The following is a 22,952-nucleotide window of genomic DNA, read 5'->3' as shown; positions in this document are numbered from 1 at the left end:
GGCGACGCGACTTATCCTCAGCGACAATGAAACGCTGGGATATCTCGATGTTGCGCAATCTTCGCCTTACCGTACGTCACTTTCTTCGCCACAAGCGAGGTAATTACGGGATGATGGCCGCCCTGCTTACGGTGCCTCTCCTGATTGCCGTCACTGTGCCGATCGATACGGTGCGCGCACTGGGCGTTCGAACGGTCGTGCAACAGGCGTCGGACGCGGCCGCTTTGGCAGCAGCGACGTCAGGCCTGTCGAGTAAGGCGAAGCGCAGTGCGCTGGCCGATTCCGTTTTTCAGGCCAATCTCGATGCGGCGAAGCTCGACCTGAACATTTCGTCTGCGGGATTGACGGAAAGCAGCAGCTCGGGCGGCTCCAACCCCGACACCTACACCTACAGCGTGGTGGCCACGGTTGGCGATGGAGCGACCATCCTGCCGATCGGCACGCTTTTCAGCGCCGATATCGACGCAGTCGTCAAGACCGGCAACCAGATGCTGGATATCGCTCTGGTGCTGGACAATTCCGGTTCGATGGGTAGCTACGATGGCAAATCCACAACGCGCCTCACAGAACTGAAAACGGCCGCCAACACCTTCATCGATCAGTTTGCCGGCGATAGCCAGGTCAAGATCGGCCTGGTGCCGTTCGATTCGCAAGTGCGGGTGAACTTGACGCCCAGCCAATCCGGAACGGCAACCAATCCCTATGCCGAGATCGACTGTAGCACCCTGACCGACCCCGACGAATTAACGATCTGTCAGAACAACCAGACCACCACCACAACCACCACCACGATCACCATTCCGGGTGTTTTCACGATGGATTGCACCCAGATGCCCTACGATCTTGAGGATACGTGGTGCGCTGCAGGCAAGAGCGGTTTCACCTTCAGCGGAACGACCGGGTCGACCGGGACCTACGTCTACGCCACGAATTATCGTGTGGGATGCTGGGGGTTCTGCGCCTACTACGAGACTTATGTCGCACGTTATACGGCTGTCTACGAGAGTGACCGCTATAAGATTAAACGTGAACTCGGTAGCTGTGACTTGAGCTGGAACCCCTCTGTCGGCGCAACCAGCCCTTGCGCGACAACATATACGAGTTGGGGCAAAACCTATTCGATTTTCGGATCGTCAACCACAATCTTCGACCAGGCCGCGCCAGCGGGAACCACGCAGACTGTCACCAACACGGTCACGGCCTATACCTACACGCCGCAGAGCGACAAAAGCGATAGCGACACCACCCGTACAGCTGATTCGTCGCTGATCTGGGACGGTACCTCTTCTTATGACGGCTGCTATATCGACCGCCTGAAAGAAGATGCGAGCGGTAACGCCCTCGACTATGACGTCACCGGCTACGTCATGCCGGTTAATAACCAGGATACCCAATATACTAAGGCGCAATGCGCCAATAATAGCCTCAGCTACATCACGGGGCTGACCAATCAGCACGATACGATCAAGACCCAAGTCAATGGAATGGCGTCGGCCGGCTATACGAATATCACGATCGGTGTGGCCTGGGGCATGGAAGCCCTCTCGCAGAACCCGCCGCTCACCGGTGCGCGCGGCGCATCGGCCGCAAGGAAGATCATGGTCCTGATGACGGATGGCGAGAACACCCAGAACCGCTGGACCAATGTCTACGTTAAAAGCGGCTCGAACTGGATCGTGGATACAGCGAAGCGCACGGCCATCAACGCCCGGACCAAACTGGCCTGTGACAACGCCAAGGCGCAGGGTGTTGAGATCTACACCATTAATCTGGTCGACGGTGACTCATCGCTCCTTTCCTACTGCGCGGACAGTGGCGCTCAGGCCCTGAATGCCGTTCGCGGCGGACTTGAGAGCGCTTTCAAAAACATCGCTACACAGATCAAGCGCACCTATCTGGCCGGCTGATCATCCCGGCTCGATATCGATAAAATAAAACGGGCACCAAGCGCCCGTTTTTCATTTCCTGCAACGGAATGTCAGACTAATTGGCTGCAGCGGCCGCTTCGGTGAGTTTCTTCAACGCGCCGGTCATCTTCTCAATGGATGCCTGTGCCGCTTCATCCAGTTCGTAACGATCCGCAAGCACCGAGGGATCGAGATAGCCGATCCTGGTTGTCTCTCCGTCCTGCCAGATCAGAACCCGCACCGGTAAATCGAGCCCTGCACGGCGATCCGACTGGATAATCGGCGTCCCGATCTTCGGATTGCCGAAGATCACGAGAACCGTTGGCGGCATTTCCGTTTCAATCGATGCTGCGTTTTGCGTGTGATCGACCCGAGCCACGATCATCGCCCCGGCCTGTTCTGCGGCTGCGACGAGTCGTCCCGCCACATCGTCCACGCTGCCTTGCGCCTCTTTGACGATCATTTGCGAATCCGCAGCGATCACGGGCCCCGCAATGCCCAGCGCCGCCGCGCCCGCCAGTGCAATGTGTTTCATTTCCAGCCTCCTCCTGCTCTTGGGTGGATTATCCTAGCTCAACCCGTCAATGCCTTCGAAGGCCTTGTCACCCCAGACTTCACGAACGCGGTCATCGCGTCCGCAAGCGGCGCGGTAATATTTATAGGCCGCCTTGGCCGTGACGCCGCCGGGGGAGAGGCGGAAATCGTCCTTGGTGTAGTAGTCCTGATGATAATCTTCGGCATCGGTAAAGGCGTCTGCCGTCACAACCCCTTCGACCGGCGTCACGATATTCGCGCCTAGCTCCTTTTCGGCTGCCGCCTTGGCGGCGTCGGCCTCAGACGCCTGATCCTCGGACACCGGATAAATTGCCGATGTGTAGCCGTGGCCCCGGTCGCAGAACTGACCGCCATCGTCGGTCACGTCGATGCTGTGGAGCAGAATACCGACCAGTTCGCCATAGCTTACCTTGCCCGGATCGTAGGTGATGCGAACGGCCTCGCGATGTCCACCAGCCTCGTAGGTCTTGTAAGTCGGATCGTCGGTCTTGCCGCCAATATAGCCGGACACCGTTTCGCTCACTCCATCGACCTTGTCGAAATCGCTTTCCACACACCAGAAACATCCACCCGCGAAGATGGCCGTCTCGGCAAAGGCGGGCACGGCAAAGCTTGTGCTCGATAGGCAAAGGGCGAAAGCGGCGGCGAGATAGCGTCGGGCCATGAAATCCTCCAGCGTGTCGGAACGCCGGCAGAATGCCGCGTCCAGATCCGTTATCTGCACTAATAACGGAAGGCGAACCGGGTTTGTTTCACTGGATAACGAGAGGCGCCGCGCTGTTTGGGCGAGCCACAGCCCGATCAGAGTTCGGGCTTGGCCTCTTCGGCGGCAATCTCGGCCTCGACCTCTGCCTTTTCCTGCCTGTCGATCCAGCCACGTTCGACGCAGATCTCGGAGGCCGCCGACAGATCGTCGGTCACGGCAACGGGAATGGAATGGCTATCCGCCACTTTCCGCAATCGCGCGATCTGCTCTTCGTTCACATGCGCCACATCGCGAATGAAAACGGCCATGACACGTCCCGGATGGGTCTCTATGGCGTCGGCATAGATATCCGCATCGCGCTGCCCCGAATCGCCGATCAGAATGAAATTGAGATTGGGCCAGGTTTTCATCACCCGGTCGATCATCTTGCCCTTATGGCCTGTGTGGCCGCCGGTGAACCATTTGGTCTCGTCCAGGCCGAAATCCTTCAGCATCATCGGTCCGAGAGGAATGTCGTTGAGCGCCATGAACCGTTCGAACAGATCGGCGAGATTCCAGGGGCTGGACGAGACATAGACGACGGGGTTGGTTTCCGGGCCTACCGCGCCGGCAGCCAGAGCCGAATAAAGTTTCGACGTGCCCGGCAGAACCTGCCGTCCCGCAGCCGAATGCGAGACGACCGTGCGCCAGTGCTTCAGGAAATTGAAGGCGCCGGTTTTGACGATTGTGTCATCGATATCTGAGATCACGCCAAACCGCGCATCGGGCCGCGGTGTACGAATGCGGCACCGCGCTTCGAGCGGCGGCGCATCGGCTTCACCCACATCGACAAGCGTCAGGTCGACATTCTGCCATGGTCCGCTCTCGTCGAAATCGTTACCCGGCGCGATGGTCAGGTCGAAATAGCCTTCGTCGTCCGTCACCAGCTCACCGCTCTGGCTGCCGATCCGCCAGGCGACCTTCGCTCCGGGTATTTCGCGCGTGGCATAACGCTTATAGGTATAGCGTAGATTGGTCAGCAAAGAGTGGCTGTTCAGATGAGCCACTTCATTGCGATCTTCTATGACGCGCCCGCGAAACCAGAGGCGGTCCGCCGTGCCGAAACCGAGATAAGGTTGGATGAGCGCCGGCTTGTTGAGGCCAAGCCGACGGCGGATGGAACGGCGACCGCTGTCCAGATGCCGCTCCGCATAGTGAATTTTCTTTCTCAGCCGGGCGGACCAGGACAATGCCATATGCGCGCTACCTTTTTCTTCGCTTCAGGTCGCAACAAACATAACAGCGGGGCTGTTTTCGGCAAGAATGGCGGGCGGCAACCTTGTTTCATGCAACCGTAGGGCGCGGGTCGCCGTTTCCGGACCGGGGCCGTCGAAACGGTCGATCTGCAATAATGAATTTTGAGAGGTTCATATTATGAAACGTCACGCAACCGCGATCTGGCAGGGCAGCCTTTCCGATGGCAAGGGTACGCTCGACACACAATCCGGCGCGCTTTCCAGTCATGGCTATTCGTTCAAGTCCCGTTTTGAGGACGAGAATGGCAAGTCCGGCACCAATCCGGAGGAATTGCTGGCTGCGGCCCATGCGGGCTGCTTCGCCATGCAACTGTCCCATATGCTTGCGGAGAACGGCACGCCTGCCGACAAGCTCGACGCCAAGAGCGTTGTCGACGTTCAGCAGGAAGGCGAAGGCTTCGTGATCAAATCGTCGAAAATCACGCTGGAGGGCCATGTGCCCGGCATCAATGACGAGACATTCCAGAAGCTGGCGACAAAGGCAAAGGAAGGATGCCCGCTTTCCAAAGCGCTGGCGTCCATCGAAATCACTCTGGATGCACGCCTCGTCTAATCGAGGCGGACCACCCGCAATTTAAGGCCCGCTCCGTGCATCGCCACGGTGCGGGTTTTTTTGCAGACGGCATCAATTGCCCATCGCCAGACGCGGCAGCCATAGGACGATGGCCGGGAAAGCCAGCAATGTCGCGATCGTCAGCGCATCGGCGATGAAGAAGGGCGACGCGCCCTTGAAGACGTCCTGCACGGAAATGTCCTCGCGAACCCCCGCCACCACGAAGCAGTTCAACCCGATCGGCGGCGTAATCAGGCAAAGCTCGGCCATCTTGACCACGAGAATACCGAACCAGACGCCGCACAGCATCCCGTTCATGCCGAAAGCAGCTTCGTCGGCGGAAACGAAGGCTCCACCATTGAGCGCCATGACCGCGGGATAGACCACGGGCAGCGTCAGCAGCATCATGCCGATGGCGTCCATGAACATGCCGAGCACCGCATAGGCCAGAAGAATGAGGATCAGTGTAATCCAGGGCGACTGTTCCAGCCCGCCGATCCAGTCGGCGAACGCTGTCGGCAATTGCGCGAAGCCAAGAAACCGAACGAAGATCAGGACGCCCCAGATAATCGAGAAGATCATAACGGAGAGCTTTGCCGTCTCCATCAGTGCCTTTTTCAGCTCAGGCCACCGCATACCGCGATAAACGGCCATGCAGAACACCACGAATGCGCCGATGGCGCCGCCTTCCGTCGGCGTACCCCACGCCGCCCCGCCGAACGGGTTGTAGACGAATAGGATGATCACCGCGACGACAATGAAAATCGGCAAGGTCGCCGGAATGGCGGCGAAACGCTGCTTCCAGGAGAACCCGCCGACCGGGGGGCCGAACCCTTTGATGACCATCGCTAGCGCGATGACCAAAGCAGCATAGATAACGGCCGACACCATGCCGGGCAGAAAGCCGGCAAGAAGCAACATGCCGACATCCTGCTCCACGATGATCGCATAGATCACCAGAATGGCCGATGGCGGAATCAGCGAGGCGAGCGTGCCGCCGGCAGCAACGACGCCGGCGGCAAAGCGTCGGTCATAGCCAACGGACAGCATTTCGGGGATAGCGATTCGCGCAAACACGGCGGACGTCGCCACCGACGCGCCCGAAACAGCGGCAAAGCCGGCCGTTGCGAAGATGGTCGAGACGGCAAGACCTCCAGGCACCCAGCCCATCCACCGTTTGGCGGCTTCGAAAAGCGAGCGTGTCAGACCCGCATAATAGGCCAGATAGCCGATCAGAATGAAGGTCGGGATGAGACTCAGCGCCTGACTCGCAACCTTGGAGTGCGGGACTTGGCCGGCTGTCTTCGTCGCCACGGTGAGCGCCCACCCGAATTGATCTGGCGCATATCCTTTCTTGGACCAGAAGATCCAGATTAGTCCGACGACCCCGGCAATGGCCGCGGCGAAGGCAACGCGCATTCCGAGGATCACCACGATGAGCAAGCCAGCCGTGACGGCGATGCCGATTTCGATCGGTTCCATCGGCTAATCCCTGCTCATCGGCGTATCGCGCACGGTTTCGTCGTCCACCCGCACATCGTGAACGCTTTCGGCCTCCCGCGAAGCCTGCGTTGCCGCATCCTCGATCAGCGGAACCGCAACCGGGGCGGATGTGCCGCTGGCAATGGCGCGGCCATAGGCCCAGAGTTGAAGGATCAGCCGAAGGCCCAGAATGAAAAGCGCGACCGGCACGACCAGTTTGGCCGGCCAGAGCGGCAGCGCAATATCGATGGAGGAATCGCGCGACCAGAGCGGCGCGGCGAAATCGAAAGAGCGCTGGAAATGCGCCCAAGATCCGTAAATGAGTACAAGCACCAGCAACAGGACAAGGGAGGTGGTCACGAATTCGGTGATCCACAATGCCCGCCCCTTCAGCATGCCGACGACAATATCCATGCGGATATGGCCGCCAAGCCGCTGGACAAATGCGATGCCGCTAAGGGCGATCAGCGGCATCGCCTGTTCGATCCAGTCGACATAGCCCGGCAAAGGCTGGCCGAAAAAGTTTCGGCCACCGACAGAGACCACGGCCAGGAGCATGAGGGAAAAGACGGCGAGCCCCGAGACAAGGGCCAGCCAGCCCTCGACCCGGAACAGCCCGCGGTCCAGCCGCGATACCAGGCTGTCATTTGCCAGAATCGACGATGCACCCGCCATTGACGCGGTCCTGCCCCTTGCGCCGAAAGGCGCGCCTTATTGGCTTTGCGCCTTCTTTTCCTCGATGGTTTTGGCCACCAGATCGTAGAGATCCTGGCCGGGCAGACCCCGCCCGTTCATCTCTTCGACCCACGCCTTGGCGATCGGCCCTGCCGCCTTCTCCTCGAATGCGGCAATCTCCTCATCGCCGAAGGTGACTTTCTCGACGCCCTTCTCCTGCAGCGTCGGGTCCCACTTGGACATGGTGCTGGTGTTGTAATTCTCGACGTAATAGTCGAGCGATTCTCCCACCGAACTCATCAAAGCTTCACGATGCTCGTCCGAAAGCGCTTCCAGCGCGTCCGTGTTGACGACGACAGGACAATTGACCGTGCCCGGATTGAGGTTGGTCGTCCACCATTGGCCGCCCTCCACCGTGCCATACGACATGTGCGCATGGGGCGCGAAGGCGACGCCCTGCACGATGCCGCTATCGAGCGCCTGACGCGCTTCCGTCGCTGTCACCGATGTCGGCACGGCGCCGACCTTTTCCATCGCCTGGCCGATGCCGCCGGTCGCCCTGACGGCAAGGCCGGAGAAATCTTCCAGCTTGGCCGGCTTTTCGCCCTTTCCGACAATATTGTATTGCGGCATGGGCGAGGGCATCAGGATGGTTGCGTTCCAGCGTGCCAGATCCTCCTTCACTGCCGGGTGAGCATAGACGACCTCCGACAGGTCGCGCTCCAGTTCCAGCGTGTCGACACCGAGAAACGGTAGTTCCAACACGGTGATCGTCGGGTTCTTGTCGCGGTGATACCCCGCGCAGAACTGCGCCATTTCAAACGCGCCGATAGAGATACCGTCGAGATTTTCGCGGTTTTTGGAAAGACCGCCATAGGAGATGTTCATGGTGAACTCCCCATTGGTTTTCTGTTCCACCAGCTCTTTCATCTTCTCGATATGCTCGGTGAAGGCGCGGCGCTTGCCCCAGACCGAGACATTCCATTCGACAGCGAATGCCGGCGCGGTCAGAGCAGTTCCGAGCGCCGCCGCCATCGCGACGAGTGTCAATCGTTTCATCGAATTTCCTCCCATATCCTCCGATGATTATCCGCACAGTAACGGCCACGGCCCATCGTGCAAGCCCGCAAGGCCGATTGCCTTTCGCCGGCCATCGTGCCAAGCGCCGGGGTGGATCGATGAAACGGCAGAAGCGACCGCTGACGGATGCTGGATATCATTTCAATCACCGGCCCTGTTTTCATCATCATCGCAGTGGGTTTTGCGGCGACCAAATCCGGTCTGTTGAACGAAGCGGATATTCGTGGGGTCGGGCGTTTCGTACTCGTGATCGCGCTGCCCGCCCTCATTTTCCGGGCGGTCGCGATCCGGCCGATGAGCGAGGTGATCGAACCAGGCTATGTACTGGCCTATGCGCTCGGTTCCTTCGTAATGCTCGCGGCAGCCTATCTCTTCAGCCGCAGGATCACTGGTCTCGACCAAAGTCAGGCCGCCATGCGGTCCATGGGCATGACCTGTCCCAATTCTGGGTTCATCGGCTTTCCGGTCTTCTTGATTCTCCTGCCGGATATTGCCGCACAGATTCTCGCCCTCAATTTCATTGTAGAGAACGTCATGCTGGTGCCGATCCTGCTTTTGTTAGCCGAGCAGGGACGTGAAAACGGACATTACGGCTCTGTCTGGAAAACGGTGTTGGCGACACTCAGTCGACTGGCCCGCACCCCGCTGATGATCGCCATCGCTCTGTCGATCCCTGTATCCCTGGTGGGCTTTGAAATACCTTCTGTCGTGGAGCGGCCACTCGCCTTGCTGGCCGATGTCGCGGTCGGCGCATCTCTCTTTTACGTCGGTGCGATGCTGGCTATTCTCGGACTGACCGGGATGAACAGTCAGGCGATTGTGACGGTGATCGGCAAGCTGGTGATCCATCCGCTCGTTCTGATCGGCGTCTATATTGGCCTGTTCGCTCTCGGTATGGCGAACCTCGACCATCCGATGATCCTGGCGCTGGTCGTAACTGGCGCGCTACCGGCCTTTTCGGTCTATCCGATCCTTGCCGGCAATTACGGTTATGGAGCCGAAGCCGGATTTGCGCTCATCGTGATGACGGCGGCGTCCTTTTTCAGCCTGACCTTACTGCTCTATCTGATGAACGGTGCGACCGGCCAGGCGCTGATCCACGCTCTTTAAGACGAGCGATGGGTGATTACTGCGAAACGCCGAGCGGAACCGGAGTGAGCTTCCACCCCGCCTGTTGAAGAAGCGCGACCACGCCCTTATCGCCAGGTAGATGGAGCGCGCCGACCGCGATGAAGGCATTGCCGGTCTGAAGAAAGGGTTCGGCGGCCTCCGCCATGTCGCGATTGCGGTTCGTCACGACCTTCTCTTCGAAGTCGGCAACCGATGCGAGCTCCTCCTCGCTCGGTTCGCCCTGTATATCTTCGCCAATCGCCTGCAGCGCCGGCATGATGAGGCCAAGGTCGCCGCTCAAATAGCGAATGGTAAGCGTTTCCGTCATATCGGCCGCGTATTTGTCCAGTTCGGCAGCGTTGGCGAGGCCTTCAATGTGGCTCTCCATCGGCATGGCGGCGAGCGCCTTCATCTGGTCCACCATGGTCTCAAGGCCCTCGACATCCTTGCCTGCTTCTTCAGCGCGATCGGCAAGCGCATTGTCCAGAAACACCAAGCCCGACGCCTTGCGCTGCAATTCGCAGGGCGGCGCGGCAAGCATGCCGGCGATCAGCCACGGCTTCAGCTTGGTCGCCGTGGATGGATCGATGCCGCGCCGCTTCAGCGCCGCCTTTACGGCCGCGCCGTGCTCATCGCTCAGCTGATCGAAGGCGCTGGTTCCATCCGTGTAGAGGAAGAGCGATGGATGACGAGCCATAGCGAGCGTGGCGGCGATCGTGCTGCGCGTATCGGCTGCCTCCATCACGAAGACCGAAGCCTTCTCGAAGGCCGATTCCACCGGCCCGGACAGAGCCAGAGCGCGCGGATCGGTGGTATGGATGGTGCCGAACAGGTAGGACGGCGAAACGCCCTCTTTCTCGATCCGCCAGAAACGACCCCGGCGATTGGGCATCGCTTCGAAGGCCGCTTCGGCTTTCGCTGCGGCCTTGGGATCGCGTGCTTTAAGCTCTGCGAACAGATCGCGGCCCTGACAGCGGGCGGCTTCCTCTGCACGGGCAGAACCCGGATCGATCAGCAGAAGACTAACCGCAAAACCGGCAAAAAGCAGGCCGTGCAGCAGGCTGACAACGATCAGCGCAGGACTGGCGAGACGGGCAAGAAAGGAAGAGGTCGCGTTCATGACGCTTTTATCCCATCGATAGCCATCACAAAGAGTAAACGCGCGGTGTGCCGCGACGAAACACGATGGCTGCCGGATCAGCCTGTTCGGCCGCGCGGATGGGCGCTATCGTATATCTCCATCAACCGGGCTGTCTCGACCTCCGTGTAGAGCTGGGTGGTCGAAAGACTGGCATGACCCAGCAATTCCTGAATGGTTCGCAAATCGCCGCCCGCCGACAGCAAATGCGTCGCGAAAGAGTGGCGAAGCGCGTGCGGGGTTGCGCTTTCCGGCAAGCCCAGCGCGCGGCGAAGGCGCTGCATGTCCCGTTGCAGGACGCCAGGATTGAGCGCGCCTCCTCTGGCTCCGCGAAAAAGCGGACTGTCGGCGGAAAGGTCGTAAGGGCAGAGTTTGCGATAGGCAGCAGTGGCATCGATGGCGGCGGGCAGCACCGGTACGATCCGTGTCTTGCCGCCCTTGCCGGTAATGCGCAGCGTTGACTGCTCCGGATCGGTCAGCGCATCGCCGGGCAGGCCCAGCGCCTCGGAAATGCGGAGCCCCAAACCGTAAAGCAGCGTCAAAACCGCTGCGTTGCGCGCGGCGATCCAGCCCTCCTCGATCTGCTCACCCAGTTCGACAACCAGTTGCGCTTCGGAGATCGATAGCGGTTTGGGCAGGCTGCGCTTCTTCTTCGGCGTCTTGGCGGCGGTTGCGGCAGCACTGGAGGCGTGGCCCTGCCGTTCCAGAAAGGTCAGCAACGAACGGATACCGGAAAGATTGCGGCCGAGCGACCGCGCACCCGTACCGGCCTTTCGTCGATTGGCGAGAAAAGCGCGAAAATCGGTCGGCTTCAATTTCGTCAACACCGCGAAACTGGCGGGTTGGCCGTGATACTGCGTGAGGAATGTGAAAAACTGCCGCGTGTCGCGCTCATAGGCGTCCAGCGTCAGATCGGCGACCCGTCGCTCTTCCGCCAGGTTTTTCAGCCAGGCGGAGCGTGATGCCAGCAATTCCGGCGTCGCAAAGGTTAGAATCGAATCATCGCGGCTCATATCTCTATCCTAGCGGCAGAAGGTTGACGGAATGAAAGCAGCCGTGCTTCTGGCGCACAGCAAAAGAGAAAGGCACCACGCGCCGAATGAAAAAGAGCGATGAAAATCGGGTGGTCGTCGCCAGAATTGGCGCGGCGCATGGCATTCGCGGCGAGGTTCGGATCAAGAGCTTCACCGAAAACCCTGCCGATTTTGCGGCCTACGGTCCGCTCGCCACGGATAATGGACGCACCTTCGAGGTGCTGAGCGCCCGGCCCCAAAAAACCATGATGATCGCTCGGCTGAAAAATGTCACGACCCGCGAGGCGGCTGAAGCGCTGAACGGTGTCGAACTATCCGTCTCCAGAGACGCGCTTGGCGAAGCGGACGAGGATGAGTTCTTCCTTGCCGATCTTATCGGGCTGACCGCAAAGAGCGAAAGCGGAGAGAAGCTCGGAACGGTCGCCGCTGTCCATAATTTTGGCGCTGGCGATATTCTGGAAATCCGCATGGTGGGTAGCGGCAGTGAAATGGTCGACTTTTCCAAGCATACTGTGCCCGCCATCGATCTGGACGAAGGCATACTGACACTGGTCCTGCCGGACCAGGTTTCCGAACGCGACGAGGCCGACGACGACGATCGGACTGAAGCTCAATGAATTTTGCAGCGACCGTCGTGACGCTTTATCCGGAGATGTTTCCGGGCCATCTCGGCCAATCGCTTGCCGGTAAGGCGCTTGCCGAGGGAGTCTGGTCGCTTCAGACAATCCATCTGCGGGAATTTGGACTTGGACGGCATCGTGCTGTCGACGAAACACCGGCCGGCGGCGGCGCGGGTATGGTTCTGCGTCCCGATTGCCTCGCCGCCGCCATCGACAGCGCAAATATCTCCCCTGACGTGCCGCGTCTTCTCATGAGCCCGCGTGGCAAACCTCTCACACAGGATTACGTCCGGCAGCTTTCCTTGGAACGAGGCGCACTGATCGTCTGCGGCCGGTTCGAAGGCGTCGATGAACGCGTCATCGAAGCGCGTGGTCTGACGGAAGTGTCGATTGGCGACTATATCCTCTCCGGAGGAGAACCCGCCGCGCTGACCCTTCTCGACGCGATCGTTCGGCTTCTGCCCGGCGTTATGGGCAATGATGAAAGCGGCGCGGAAGAGAGTTTCGAAACAGGCCTTCTGGAACATCCGCACTATACGAAGCCAGCCGATTGGGACGACCGGACCGTGCCGGCCATTCTGAAAAGCGGCAATCATGCAGCCATTGAGGCATGGCGGCGCGAACAATCAGAACGGTTGACGGCGGAACGGCGTCCCGATCTTCTCGGTAAAAGAGAATGACGGAATGCGAATGGCCGAACATCGACAAAGTGGCATGAACTGGTTGTTACGGCTCGAAGGTCTCGCCCTTTTTGGCGCGGCCACGCTGCTCTACCTGCAGCTGCCAGCGCCCGCCAGTTGGTGGATCTATCTGATCGGCCTTCTTGTGCCGGACCTGTCCATGCTCGGCTATCTGGCCGGCCCGGTCATCGGCGCTGTCACCTATAACATCTTCCACATGACGGTGGGGCCAATCCTTCTTGCCATTGTCGGCTGGATGGTCGACCTGCATTTCTCCATCGATATCGCAGCGATCTGGCTAGCTCATATCGGTCTGGACCGTACGCTGGGTTTCGGCCTCAAAAAGCGTGAAGGTTTCCGGCACACTCATCTTGGAGAGCTTTGAGGAGCGCCGACACGTCTGCCGCTTGATCGGCGAAGCCTTTTGCTGTATGCGCTGGCGAAAATCCGGCAAGACGACCGGACGAAGCATCCACGGATTCCGTGAACACGACCCTGCGGCGGGAAATGACCGTCCGCACCGCTTTCATCATGCAGGCCAGCAATAACTGGCTGCGGGCGGGTGTCGCTCTGGCGGTCCGAAGAAGAACAAGGATCGAAGACATGGATATTATTCGTCAACTCGAAGCGGAAGAATGCGCCCGCATCGAAGAACAGCGCAAATTCCCGACCTTTTCGCCCGGCGACACGCTCCGCGTCCAGGTTCGCGTGACCGAGGGCAAGCGTACCCGCCTCCAGGCATTCGAAGGCGTCTGCATCGCCCGCTCCGGCGGCGGCCTGAACGAGAACTTCACCGTTCGCAAGATCTCCTATGGCGAAGGTGTCGAGCGCGTCTTCCCGGTCTATTCGCCGATGGTTGAAGAGGTCGAGGTCGTGCGCCGCGGTAAGGTTCGTCGCGCCAAGCTTTATTATATGCGTGATCGCCGCGGCAAGTCGGCTCGTATTGCTGAAGCCACCAACGCCCGCGCGCGTCGTCTGAACGATGAGGCCCGCAACGCGGCCAACGAGGCTCGCGCTGCCAAGCAGGCCGAGAAAGACGCCGCCAAGGCTGAAAACGCCGAAGGCTGATAAGGCCCGAAACTTAAATATCTAAAGCCGCAGCGCATATGCTGCGGCTTTTTTCGTTGAGCAGGAATTTCGGTCGGGCCGTCGGCCATGCATTGAAGCGAACGCTGCGGGTTGATACAAAGACGCCATGATTAGACGCGCGAAGATTGCGACATACGGTTTCGTTTTGCAGGACAGAAAGCGCCTGCCGAACCGTTTCGATGCGCATCGCGCCGGCAGCGCCCTGGCGCGGCTAGGCTGACGGTCCAACACCGTTTCAGCCCTTACAACTGCCTGATTTTCCCTGAAAGGGATGCCAACCATGACCGATAAACCCCGCACGCTTTACGACAAGATTTTCGACGATCACATCGTCGACCGACAGGAAGATGGCACCGTCCTGCTCTGGATTGACCGCCATCTGGTGCATGAAGTCACCAGCCCGCAGGCTTTCGAAGGTCTTCGCATGGCAAGCCGGAAGGTCCGCCATCCGGAACGGACGCTCGCCGTGGTGGATCATAACGTGCCGACCTCGCCCGACCGGCATCTCGGCATCGAAAATGAGGAAAGCCGCATCCAGGTGGAAGCGCTGGCCAAGAACGCCGCTGATTTCGAGATCGAATATTACAACGAAGCCGATATCCGGCAGGGCATTGTGCACATTGTCGGTCCGGAGCAGGGTTTCACACTGCCGGGCATGACCATTGTCTGCGGTGACAGCCATACCTCGACGCATGGCGCATTCGGCGCGCTCGCCCACGGCATCGGCACTTCAGAAGTCGAACATGTTCTGGCGACACAGACACTGATTCAGAAAAAAGCCAAGAACATGCTCGTCAGGGTCGATGGCCAACTGCCCGACGGCGTGACGGCCAAGGATGTCATCCTCGCCATCATCGGGGAGATCGGCACCGCCGGCGGAACCGGCCACGTGATCGAATATGCGGGCGAAGCGATCCGCTCGCTCTCCATGGAAGGCCGGATGACCGTCTGCAACATGTCGATTGAGGGCGGCGCCCGCGCTGGCCTTATCGCGCCCGACGAGAAAACCTTCGATTATATCAAAGGCCGGCCACGCGCACCCAAGGGCGAGCATCTGGAACAGGCTATCGCGTATTGGAAAACGCTGACGAGCGATGAAGGCGCTCATTTCGACCGTGTGATCGAGCTTGATGCGGCCAATCTCCCGCCCATTGTGTCCTGGGGCTCTTCGCCAGAAGATGTGGTTTCGGTAACCGGCGTCGTGCCGGACCCGTCCGAGATCACCGACGAGAACAAGCGCGCCAGCAAGGAACGTGCTCTCGCCTATATGGGACTGACGCCCGGCACGAAGATCACGGACATCAAGCTTGACCGCGTCTTTCTCGGCTCTTGCACGAACGGCCGGATCGAGGATTTGCGCGCCGCAGCCAAGATCGTCGAAGGCCGAAAGGTCGCCGATCATGTCGACGCGATGGTCGTGCCGGGATCAGGCCTTGTGAAGCAACAGGCGGAAGAAGAAGGGCTCGACGCAATATTCAAGGCGGCGGGTTTCGACTGGCGCGAGCCGGGCTGCTCCATGTGCCTTGCCATGAACGATGATCGGCTCAAGCCGGAAGAGCGTTGCGCCTCCACCTCGAACCGCAATTTCGAAGGTCGGCAGGGTTATAAGGGCCGGACACACCTCGTCTCGCCAACCATGGCGGCGGCGGCGGCCATAGCCGGCCACTTTGTCGATATACGCGAATGGAAGTAGGGCGAGTTCTCGCTTCTATTCCCGTGTTCCTTTGAACGAAACACAAAAAACGCGGCTCCGGTCGGAGCCGCGTTTTCTTTTGACATCCTGGTTTTCGCTTAGAAGCGGATACGAAGACCGGTCTGAAGCGTAATGGCTTCTGTTTCGATTCTCGTATCGATCTCGGTGCCTTCGGCCGTAACCGCCGTGAACTCACCATCTTCTGCGAAAATATAGTTCGCTTCGGTGACGAGCGAAATGTGATCGGTCAACTGAGTTGCGACGCCGAGGCCGATCTTGCCGGCCAGTACCGTATCGCTGTCGTCAATCGTCGTGCCGTTGTTGTCGGCAGTGTTTTCCTGCTCGACATCGACATCGAGGTGGAGAAGGCCGATACCCGCCGTGCCGAAGACCGAAATCTGACGGGCGAAGCCGATATTGTGCGCGACGGGAACTTCCACGGCGCCCTTGATGAAGCCTTGATAGATTGTCGAGCCGCCATCCAGCTGCGCATCCTGAATTGTACCGACGGTGGCACCTAGAAGCGCGGGAGCGGTAATCGCGGCTGGATCGGAAATATCGAGATAGTCGTTTTTCAGACGACCGATACCGGCCTCGACGCCAACACGAAAGATATCGGTTACGAAATAACCGGCTTCGAACACGCCACCGTAAAGAAGCTCGCTCTCGATCGTGCCGTTGGTTGCCGGAATATCGACAGCAAGAGCGCCACCGAGAACAGTACCAGTTGTGGCGGCAGTTTCGACATCAAGGTCGGCCAGCGCCGGACCATAGCCGAAGCGCGCTTCGATATAGAAGCGACCCGGCTCGACAGCAGGCGTTTCCACCGCAATCGGCGCTTCGTCGACATAGACGGCGTCGGCTGCATTCGCGGCGGCAGTGCCGAGAGCCAGAACGCTCGTCAGTGTAATTAAGAACTTCATCAAACTATCTCCCCCAGACCGCCCTCGCGGCGTTGACGTTTACGTAGCTTGTGAGATTCGTTGACGATGGACAATCGGCAATGCAGCCGTTTATTTCATGTGACGATAATATGGCGAGATACTGTGGCTGGCGCGCAACAAATGTGGCCGGTCGCGAACCGTTTCTCTTCACATAGTTTGAATGGTCAAACGTATGGCCCCGCCCTCTAACACTTAAGAGGGCGGGGGCCGGAAAAATCGATGGCGCGGGAGACCAAAGCTTAAACTCGGCGTTCCACCATCATCTTCTTGATTTCCGCAATCGCCTTCGCGGGGTTAAGACCTTTGGGGCAGGCCTGCGTACAGTTCATGATGGTGTGGCAGCGATAGAGCCGGAACGGATCTTCCAGATCGTCGAGCCGCTCACCCGTTGCCTCGTCGCGGCTGTCGATCAGCCAGCGATAGGCCTGCAGCAGCGCAGCAGGGCCGAGATAACGGTCGCCGTTCCACCAGTAGGACGGGCACGAGGTCGAGCAGCAGGCGCAGAGAATGCACTCATAAAGCCCGTCGAGCTTGGCCCGGTCATCATGGCTCTGCCGCCATTCGGTCGCCGGCTCCGGCGTGGTGGTCTTCAGCCAGGGTTCGATGAAGCGGTGCTGCGCGTAGAACTGTGTCAGGTCCGGCACGAGATCTTTCACCACCGGCATGTGCGGCAGAGGATAGATCTTGATCGCGCCTTCGAACTCATCGATGCCCTTAGTGCACGCCAGCGTGTTGGTGCCGCCGATATTCATGGCGCAGGAGCCGCAAATGCCTTCCCGGCAGGAGCGACGCAGCGTCAGCGTGGGATCGATCTTGTCCTTGATATAGAGCAGCGCGTCGAGCACCATCGGCCCGCAATCGTCAAGGTCCACCCAGTAGGTGTCCATCCGTGGATTATCGTCATCGTCCGGGCTCCAGCGATAAATCTGGAACTCGCGCAAATTCTCGGCATCGGTCGGCTTCGGCCACGATTTGCCATCCGTGACCTGCGAATTCTTGGGAAGCGTGATTTCAACCATATCTCTTCCTCAGTACACTCGCTTCTTGGGTGCGATCTTTGCCAGATCGATCCCTTCCGCGATCAGTTCGACATGGACAGGTCTGTAAGAGAGACCGACATCGCCCTCTTTGCTGACCGTCGCCAGTGAATGCACGCGCCAGTCCTTGTCATCGCGTTCGGAGAAGTCCTCGCGCGCGTGAGCGCCGCGGCTTTCCTTGCGCGCTTCGGCCGAATAGACCGTGGCGATCGCGTTCGCCATCAGGTTCTGCAATTCCAGCGTCTCCACCAGATCGGAATTCCAGATCATGGATCGGTCGGTGACGTTCACATCATCCAGCTCGTTCCAGATTTCACTGATGCGCTTGCAGCCGGCTTCAAGCGTTTCCTGGGTGCGGAAGACGGCAGCTTCTTCCTGCATCGCTTTCTGCATCTTCTCGCGTAGCTTGGCGGTGGGCGTCCCGCCATTGGCGTAACGCGTTTCGTTGAACCGCTCCATGATGGCATCGCAGGCCGCTTCGTTCAGGTGCGGCACGGGCGCATCCTTGTCGACGACTTCCGCCGCCTTGATCGCCGCCGCACGGCCGAAGACCACAAGGTCGATCAACGAATTGGAGCCGAGGCGGTTGGCGCCATGCACCGAGGCGCAACCCGCTTCGCCGACAGCCATCAGGCCGGGTACGACCGCATTCGGCTCGTCGGCAGTGGGATTCAGCACCTCGCCCCAATAGTTTGTCGGGATGCCGCCCATATTGTAGTGAACTGTCGGCAGCACCGGGATCGGCTCTTTGGTCACATCGACGCCGGCAAAAATCTTGGCGCTTTCGGAAATGCCCGGCAGACGCTCGGCCAAAACGTCCGGATCGAGATGATCCAGATGCAGGAAGATGTGATCCTTGTTCTTGCCGACGCCGCGTCCTTCGCGAATCTCCATCGTCATGCAGCGCGAGACCACATCGCGCGACGCCAGATCCTTGGCGGAAGGCGCGTAGCGCTCCATAAAGCGCTCGCCCTCGGAGTTGACGAGATAGCCGCCCTCGCCGCGCGCGCCCTCGGTGATGAGGCAGCCGGCGCCGTATATGCCAGTCGGGTGGAACTGCACGAATTCCATATCCTGCAGCGGCAGCCCGGCTCTCGCCACCATGCCGCCGCCATCGCCGGTGCAGGTATGGGCAGAAGTGGCGGAGAAATAGGCGCGGCCATAGCCACCCGTCGCCAACACCACCATCTTGGCGGAGAAACGGTGGATCGTGCCGTCATCGAGGTTCCAGGCGACGACTCCGGTGCAGCGGCCATCCTCTTCCATGATGAGGTCGAGCGCGAAATATTCGATGAAGAACTGCGCATTGTTCTTCAGCGACTGACCATACAGCGTGTGTAGAATGGCATGGCCGGTGCGGTCCGCCGCGGCGCAGGTGCGCTGCACGGGCGGGCCTTCACCATAATTCTGCATGTGGCCACCGAAAGGCCGCTGATAGATCTTGCCATCTTCGGTTCGCGAAAACGGCACACCGTAATGCTCTAGCTCATAGACCGCTTTGGGCGCTTCCATGGCGAGGTACTGCATGGCGTCGACATCGCCGAGCCAGTCCGACCCCTTCACGGTATCGTACATATGCCACTGCCAGCTATCCGGCGTCATGTTCTTCAGCGAGGCGGCGATACCGCCCTGAGCCGCGACGGTATGACTACGGGTTGGGAAAACCTTCGTTACGCAGGCGGTTTTCAATCCCTGCTCAGCCATGCCGAGCGTTGCGCGCAGGCCCGCGCCGCCGGCCCCGACCACCACCACGTCGAACTGGTGATCGATATAGGTGTAGGCGTTATTGGTTTCAGCCATCGTTCCGTCTTCTCCTCAACCCAGAAGGGCGAGTTTGATGAGCGCGTAGAGGGCGATGAGAGCCACTGCTGCGCAATAAGCATTGTTGGCAAGAAGCAGCAGCGCTTTCATGCCGTCGGAATGAACATAGTCTTCGATCACCATCTGCATGCCGAGCTTCATGTGCCAGGCGATGTTGATGATCGCAGCAGCGAGAAGCAGCCCAATGATGGGATTGGCGAAAAGCGCGCGCGTTTCTTCGAATCCAAGACCGAAGGTCGCGGCAACGACGCCGAAAAGGATGAAGGTCAGAGGAATATTGAGTGCGGCCGTCAGACGCTGATGCCAGAAATGCTCTGTACCGTCGCGCGCTGCGCCGAGACCACGTACTTTTTTAAGCGGCGTCCGCATGTCGTTCTGTATGGTCATGATCGTCCCCTTAGACCAGTAGCCAGGCTATCAGCCAGCAGATCACAGTCATGACCAGTGAGACGGCAGGCAGCGCCATCGATGTCGACCGGCTCTCTTCGCGCGAAAGCAAATGGCCGAAATCCCAGACCAGATGCCTCACGCCGCCAAGCATGTGGTGGAACAGCACCCAGGAAAAGAGGAACAGGACCACTATACCGATGATCGAGCCGAACAGTTCGGAAAAGAGATCGTGCCCTCCTTCACCGCCAGCCAGCGCCAGCAGAAACAGCGCGACAATGGCCATGCCGAAGTAGAGCCCAACGCCGGTAAGCCGGTGCAGAATGCTCATCATCATGGATGGAATGGGCTTGTAAATCTGTAAATGCGGCGACAGGGGCCGTGGCCGCATAGGCGCGTTGGTACTCATCTTCCCCCCGTTTCAACGGCTGGCCGGAATTAAAGTTGGCTGAAATAGTCAGGTTCAACCAGAGAATAGCTGGCCGTTTGATAGGCCAGAAACCGCAGCGCGTCAAAGGATCGACAAGCAATCTAGGCCGGAAATATCATCAAAAAACGACGCGCATCCAATTGAATCGATTGAACTAGTGAAGAGTGCTTATCGCCGGCAGTTAAGCGGCATGTCGCCATTCTTCATGAACAGTGCATCCGGCCCTTCGATCACCAACGCATAGGAATCGGCGCCGTAACGCGCACTCTGTCCCGGAGGTGATGCTGGCAGCACAATGCTTTCGCCATTCGGTGCTGAAACGGCGATCGCGCTACCGGATGCTCGGCGCACCTCCATGGCCGTCCCGCCATCGCATCTGAACGAGCCGTAGGGACTTCCGCCCGGCCCGCCGGACCGGCTGCTTCCCGTCCCGGTGGTGCACCCGGCAAGCGCCGAAAGAATGCCCATGCACATGGCGGCCACACATATCACTCTACTCATTATCTGTACCCACCGAGGTGATGCCCGTAACGCTGAAAACGGACAGCGATCACTAGCATTTTCATGGTTTTTTAACTGTTAACGACATGGCGGAAAAAGCACCGGCGAAGGGATCACATGGCGATCAAAAAGGTTAAAAGAATGTAAATGGAGAGTCGACATCACGGAAAGGCGTAGCGAGCGATGACGAGACTATGCACCCTGTTCATTCTTCCTGCCGCATTCGGCTTTATCGCGCTGGCCGCTCACGCCGTTCATGCCGCGCCAAAAATCATTCATATCGATGACCATGGCAACGTCGAGGAACACTATCTTGGTTCCGGCGATCAGGCCGCTCTGGCAGGCAAAAGAGCCAGTGCCGATATCCAGGATGGCGGTCTGCCGGTCATCGTCCGCGGCCCGGGACGCTCCAAGCCGGCATCGAAAGAGCCGGCACTCATCGTCAGGCAGATCGTGACCCATCCTCACTATCGGGCGCCCATCGTCCCAACATTGACGCGGCCGCTCGTGCAACGGCCCGTTGTCGTCCGACCGCAGATCGTTCGGGCAGGCACATACCGGTATCGCCGCCGTCCCGGCACCGGTCCCACCGTGATTTTCAATGGCGATCATAGCCGCTATGACGACGTCAACATCAATATCGAGCGGTATTGAAGACGCGCGGCAAACGCGTTCATACCGCGGAAATCGGTCAATGCTGAAAACGCTGAATCCTTCTTCAGTTGCAAAACCGCCATCGAACTATTCTCAGGCTGTTCTCGTGCCGCCAAATGCCCGTTGGCTTTATGTTTCCGGGCAGCTCGGTGTCGATAGCCGCGGCGCCCTGGCTGACGGTTTCGAGGCCCAGATGGCGATAGCAATGACGAACGTCTTCAAAATTCTTGCCGAAGCTGACATGTCTCCGAGCGATATTGTGACGCTTCGTGTCTTCGCGGCCGATAACGATCCCGAGACCGTCGAGTCCTACCGGCGCCTCCGCGATACGATGATGGGAGATCATGCGCCGGCCGCACTGTTTGTCGCGGTGGACGGCTTCACCAGTCCTGAATTTCTCGTCGAAATAGAAGCCGTTGCCGCCGCAGCATGTCCGGAAATCGACAGTTCTCGCTAGCGGGCCATTAGGGAACGCTTTGTAGTTGTTGCGCGCTTGCAGGCCGCAACGGCAATCGCTATCGCGTTGACCTGCCACCGCTCATCCCGGCTCCGCTCACCTCGCAATACCGGAACAACGTGCTACAGACATTTCTCGCCATCCTGCCGGTCTTCCTGGTCGTATTCGTCGGTTTTGCGTCGGCAAAGACTGGCTGGCTGCCTGACGGAGCCGGCCATGTTCTCAACCAATATGCACTGCGAGTCGCGGTACCGGCGCTTCTTTTCGGCGCAATGGTGCGTCTGGATTTCGCCCAGGCTTTCGCCCCGCCTGTCCTGATCGCTTTCTACACTGGCGCTCTCGCCTGTTTCTTCCTGGGTTTTGCGATCAGTCGCATCGCATTTCGCGATGGCGCCGAACGCTCGGTTGCCGTCGGCTTTGCCGCAACCTTTTCCAACACGATTTTGCTTGGCCTCTCCATCACCGAACGCGCCTATGGCGAAGCGGAGTTGACGGTGGTCTTCGGCATCGTCTCCATTCATGCCCTGCTGCTATATCCCGTTGGGATGACAGCGATGGAGATCGCTCGACCGAGCAATGGCAACAGATCGCGCCGTATTGCCGATGGGCTGAGGCGCATCGTCGCCAACCCGCTTCTCGCAGGCGTTGTGGCGGGAATTGTCGTTAATCTGACGGGCTTGCCGGTTCCCGAACCCTTGATGATGGCTGTCGATATGCTGGCGGCAAGCGCTATCCCGGCCGCGTTGGTCGGGATCGGCATCAGCCTGTCCACATTACAAATCCGCAGCGAACTGTCGGAGACGCTAATCGTCTGTGCCCTGCTTCTTATCGTGCATCCCGCTATTGCCTGGGCGCTGGGGCGTTTCGGCCTCGGTCTAAATGACACGCAAATTCGGGGTGCGACCCTTTTGGCAGCTATGCCCGCGGGGGTGAATACCTATCTGTTCGCTCTGCTTTATGACAAGGGCGTGCGTCTCTCGGCCTCAGTGGTCATGGTCTCGACAATCCTGTCGATCTTCACCATCACAGGCTGGATAGCCTTTCTGGCATAGGGACTTACGAACGGTTCAGACCCGAATTGACGTAGAGGAAGAAGTCGATATT

25 protein-coding genes are annotated in these 22,952 nt (G+C 59.2%); 11 read left to right on the top strand and 14 right to left on the bottom strand.

Translation table 11 applies throughout. The features are described 5' to 3' along the window. Positions 1–47: 47 nt before the first annotated feature. On the top strand, positions 48–1,907 hold the full coding sequence (locus NIM86_RS07290) for a VWA domain-containing protein (RefSeq protein WP_253380456.1): 1,860 nt from the start codon (positions 48–50) through the stop codon (positions 1,905–1,907). 76 nt (positions 1,908–1,983) lie between these two features. Here the strand turns inward: NIM86_RS07290 and NIM86_RS07285 are convergent, their stop codons facing one another. From NIM86_RS07285 to NIM86_RS07275, 3 genes are all read right to left on the bottom strand, one after another. Continuing rightward, positions 1,984–2,442 carry a DUF302 domain-containing protein gene (locus tag NIM86_RS07285; RefSeq protein WP_253380454.1) on the bottom strand — a complete coding sequence of 153 codons (459 nt, stop codon included), beginning with the start codon at positions 2,440–2,442 and terminating at the stop codon, positions 1,984–1,986. A gap of 33 nt (positions 2,443–2,475) precedes the next feature. Continuing rightward, on the bottom strand, positions 2,476–3,126 hold the full coding sequence (msrA, locus tag NIM86_RS07280; RefSeq protein ID WP_253380452.1) for a peptide-methionine (S)-S-oxide reductase MsrA: 651 nt from the start codon (positions 3,124–3,126) through the stop codon (positions 2,476–2,478). Positions 3,127–3,263: 137 nt separating this feature from the next. Then, positions 3,264–4,403: an App1 family protein gene (locus NIM86_RS07275; RefSeq protein WP_253380450.1), complete on the bottom strand. Its 1,140-nt coding sequence runs from the start codon at positions 4,401–4,403 to the stop codon at positions 3,264–3,266. Positions 4,404–4,581: 178 nt separating this feature from the next. On the opposite strand from NIM86_RS07275, the gene NIM86_RS07270 reads away from it, so the two are divergent. Next, on the top strand, positions 4,582–5,016 hold the full coding sequence (locus tag NIM86_RS07270; protein ID WP_253380448.1) for an OsmC family protein: 435 nt from the start codon (positions 4,582–4,584) through the stop codon (positions 5,014–5,016). Positions 5,017–5,088: 72 nt separating this feature from the next. On the opposite strand, the gene NIM86_RS07265 is transcribed toward NIM86_RS07270, so the two are convergent. The 3 genes from NIM86_RS07265 to NIM86_RS07255 are packed head-to-tail and all read right to left on the bottom strand — an operon-like array spanning position 5,089 to position 8,232. After that, on the bottom strand, positions 5,089–6,498 hold the full coding sequence (locus NIM86_RS07265; RefSeq protein WP_253380446.1) for a TRAP transporter large permease: 1,410 nt from the start codon (positions 6,496–6,498) through the stop codon (positions 5,089–5,091). 3 nt (positions 6,499–6,501) lie between these two features. Beyond that, on the bottom strand, positions 6,502–7,173 hold the full coding sequence (locus tag NIM86_RS07260) for a TRAP transporter small permease subunit (protein WP_253380444.1): 672 nt from the start codon (positions 7,171–7,173) through the stop codon (positions 6,502–6,504). A 36-nt stretch (positions 7,174–7,209) separates the two neighbouring features. Beyond that, the gene (locus NIM86_RS07255) at positions 7,210–8,232 is read right to left on the bottom strand and encodes a C4-dicarboxylate TRAP transporter substrate-binding protein (RefSeq protein ID WP_253380443.1); all 1,023 of its coding nucleotides are present in this window, start codon (positions 8,230–8,232) and stop codon (positions 7,210–7,212) included. A 147-nt stretch (positions 8,233–8,379) separates the two neighbouring features. Between NIM86_RS07255 and NIM86_RS07250 the strand changes: the two genes are divergently transcribed. Beyond that, positions 8,380–9,363: an AEC family transporter gene (locus tag NIM86_RS07250; RefSeq protein WP_253380441.1), complete on the top strand. Its 984-nt coding sequence runs from the start codon at positions 8,380–8,382 to the stop codon at positions 9,361–9,363. A gap of 16 nt (positions 9,364–9,379) precedes the next feature. On the opposite strand, the gene NIM86_RS07245 is transcribed toward NIM86_RS07250, so the two are convergent. Both NIM86_RS07245 and NIM86_RS07240 read right to left on the bottom strand, forming a co-directional pair. Then, the gene (locus NIM86_RS07245; RefSeq protein WP_253380439.1) at positions 9,380–10,483 is read right to left on the bottom strand and encodes a TraB/GumN family protein; all 1,104 of its coding nucleotides are present in this window, start codon (positions 10,481–10,483) and stop codon (positions 9,380–9,382) included. Between the two features lie 77 nt (positions 10,484–10,560). Continuing rightward, complete coding sequence (locus NIM86_RS07240; RefSeq protein ID WP_253380437.1) at positions 10,561–11,514, bottom strand: tyrosine recombinase XerC; 954 nt, start codon at positions 11,512–11,514, stop codon at positions 10,561–10,563. A gap of 86 nt (positions 11,515–11,600) precedes the next feature. Here NIM86_RS07240 and rimM point away from each other — a divergent pair, with 86 nt between their 5' ends. From rimM to leuC, 5 genes are all read left to right on the top strand, one after another. Continuing rightward, on the top strand, positions 11,601–12,152 hold the full coding sequence (gene rimM / locus NIM86_RS07235; protein ID WP_253380435.1) for a ribosome maturation factor RimM: 552 nt from the start codon (positions 11,601–11,603) through the stop codon (positions 12,150–12,152). Further along, entirely contained in the window at positions 12,149–12,835 is a 687-nt protein-coding gene (gene trmD / locus NIM86_RS07230) for a tRNA (guanosine(37)-N1)-methyltransferase TrmD (RefSeq protein ID WP_253380433.1), read from the top strand. The genes rimM and trmD overlap by 4 nt, the downstream gene beginning before the upstream one ends. A 10-nt stretch (positions 12,836–12,845) precedes the next feature. Further along, complete coding sequence (locus NIM86_RS07225; RefSeq protein ID WP_253380431.1) at positions 12,846–13,220, top strand: DUF4260 domain-containing protein; 375 nt, start codon at positions 12,846–12,848, stop codon at positions 13,218–13,220. A 218-nt stretch (positions 13,221–13,438) separates the two neighbouring features. Continuing rightward, the gene (rplS, locus tag NIM86_RS07220; RefSeq protein WP_253380776.1) at positions 13,439–13,903 is read left to right on the top strand and encodes a 50S ribosomal protein L19; all 465 of its coding nucleotides are present in this window, start codon (positions 13,439–13,441) and stop codon (positions 13,901–13,903) included. Positions 13,904–14,204: 301 nt separating this feature from the next. Beyond that, positions 14,205–15,617: a 3-isopropylmalate dehydratase large subunit gene (gene leuC, locus NIM86_RS07215; protein ID WP_253380428.1), complete on the top strand. Its 1,413-nt coding sequence runs from the start codon at positions 14,205–14,207 to the stop codon at positions 15,615–15,617. Positions 15,618–15,715: 98 nt separating this feature from the next. Here the strand turns inward: leuC and NIM86_RS07210 are convergent, their stop codons facing one another. The 6 genes from NIM86_RS07210 to NIM86_RS07185 all read right to left on the bottom strand — a co-directional run bounded on the left by NIM86_RS07210 (position 15,716) and on the right by NIM86_RS07185 (position 20,737). Further along, positions 15,716–16,540: an outer membrane protein gene (locus tag NIM86_RS07210; RefSeq protein WP_253380426.1), complete on the bottom strand. Its 825-nt coding sequence runs from the start codon at positions 16,538–16,540 to the stop codon at positions 15,716–15,718. Positions 16,541–16,800: 260 nt separating this feature from the next. After that, entirely contained in the window at positions 16,801–17,580 is a 780-nt protein-coding gene (locus NIM86_RS07205; RefSeq protein ID WP_253380425.1) for a succinate dehydrogenase iron-sulfur subunit, read from the bottom strand. 9 nt (positions 17,581–17,589) lie between these two features. Further along, a complete protein-coding gene (sdhA, locus tag NIM86_RS07200; protein WP_253380423.1) occupies positions 17,590–19,398 on the bottom strand; it encodes a succinate dehydrogenase flavoprotein subunit in 1,809 nt (602 codons plus the stop codon). Positions 19,399–19,413: 15 nt separating this feature from the next. After that, positions 19,414–19,806: a succinate dehydrogenase, hydrophobic membrane anchor protein gene (gene sdhD / locus NIM86_RS07195; protein ID WP_253380421.1), complete on the bottom strand. Its 393-nt coding sequence runs from the start codon at positions 19,804–19,806 to the stop codon at positions 19,414–19,416. A gap of 10 nt (positions 19,807–19,816) precedes the next feature. Next, positions 19,817–20,215: a succinate dehydrogenase, cytochrome b556 subunit gene (gene sdhC / locus NIM86_RS07190; protein WP_253380419.1), complete on the bottom strand. Its 399-nt coding sequence runs from the start codon at positions 20,213–20,215 to the stop codon at positions 19,817–19,819. Positions 20,216–20,404: 189 nt separating this feature from the next. Beyond that, complete coding sequence (locus NIM86_RS07185) at positions 20,405–20,737, bottom strand: MliC family protein (protein WP_253380417.1); 333 nt, start codon at positions 20,735–20,737, stop codon at positions 20,405–20,407. A 183-nt stretch (positions 20,738–20,920) separates the two neighbouring features. On the opposite strand from NIM86_RS07185, the gene NIM86_RS07180 reads away from it, so the two are divergent. From NIM86_RS07180 to NIM86_RS07170, 3 genes are all read left to right on the top strand, one after another. Beyond that, entirely contained in the window at positions 20,921–21,391 is a 471-nt protein-coding gene (locus NIM86_RS07180; protein ID WP_253380415.1) for a hypothetical protein, read from the top strand. 40 nt (positions 21,392–21,431) lie between these two features. Then, complete coding sequence (locus NIM86_RS07175) at positions 21,432–21,848, top strand: RidA family protein (RefSeq protein ID WP_253380413.1); 417 nt, start codon at positions 21,432–21,434, stop codon at positions 21,846–21,848. A 119-nt stretch (positions 21,849–21,967) separates the two neighbouring features. Then, positions 21,968–22,900 carry an AEC family transporter gene (locus NIM86_RS07170; RefSeq protein WP_253380411.1) on the top strand — a complete coding sequence of 311 codons (933 nt, stop codon included), beginning with the start codon at positions 21,968–21,970 and terminating at the stop codon, positions 22,898–22,900. The last annotated feature ends 52 nt before the right edge of the window (positions 22,901–22,952 follow it).

This window comes from Notoacmeibacter sp. MSK16QG-6, assembly GCF_024158145.1.
Lineage (GTDB): Bacteria > Pseudomonadota > Alphaproteobacteria > Rhizobiales > Rhizobiaceae > Notoacmeibacter.
The sequence above is the reverse complement of the archived record's forward strand: the minus strand, read 5'-3'. Positions and strand labels throughout refer to the sequence as shown.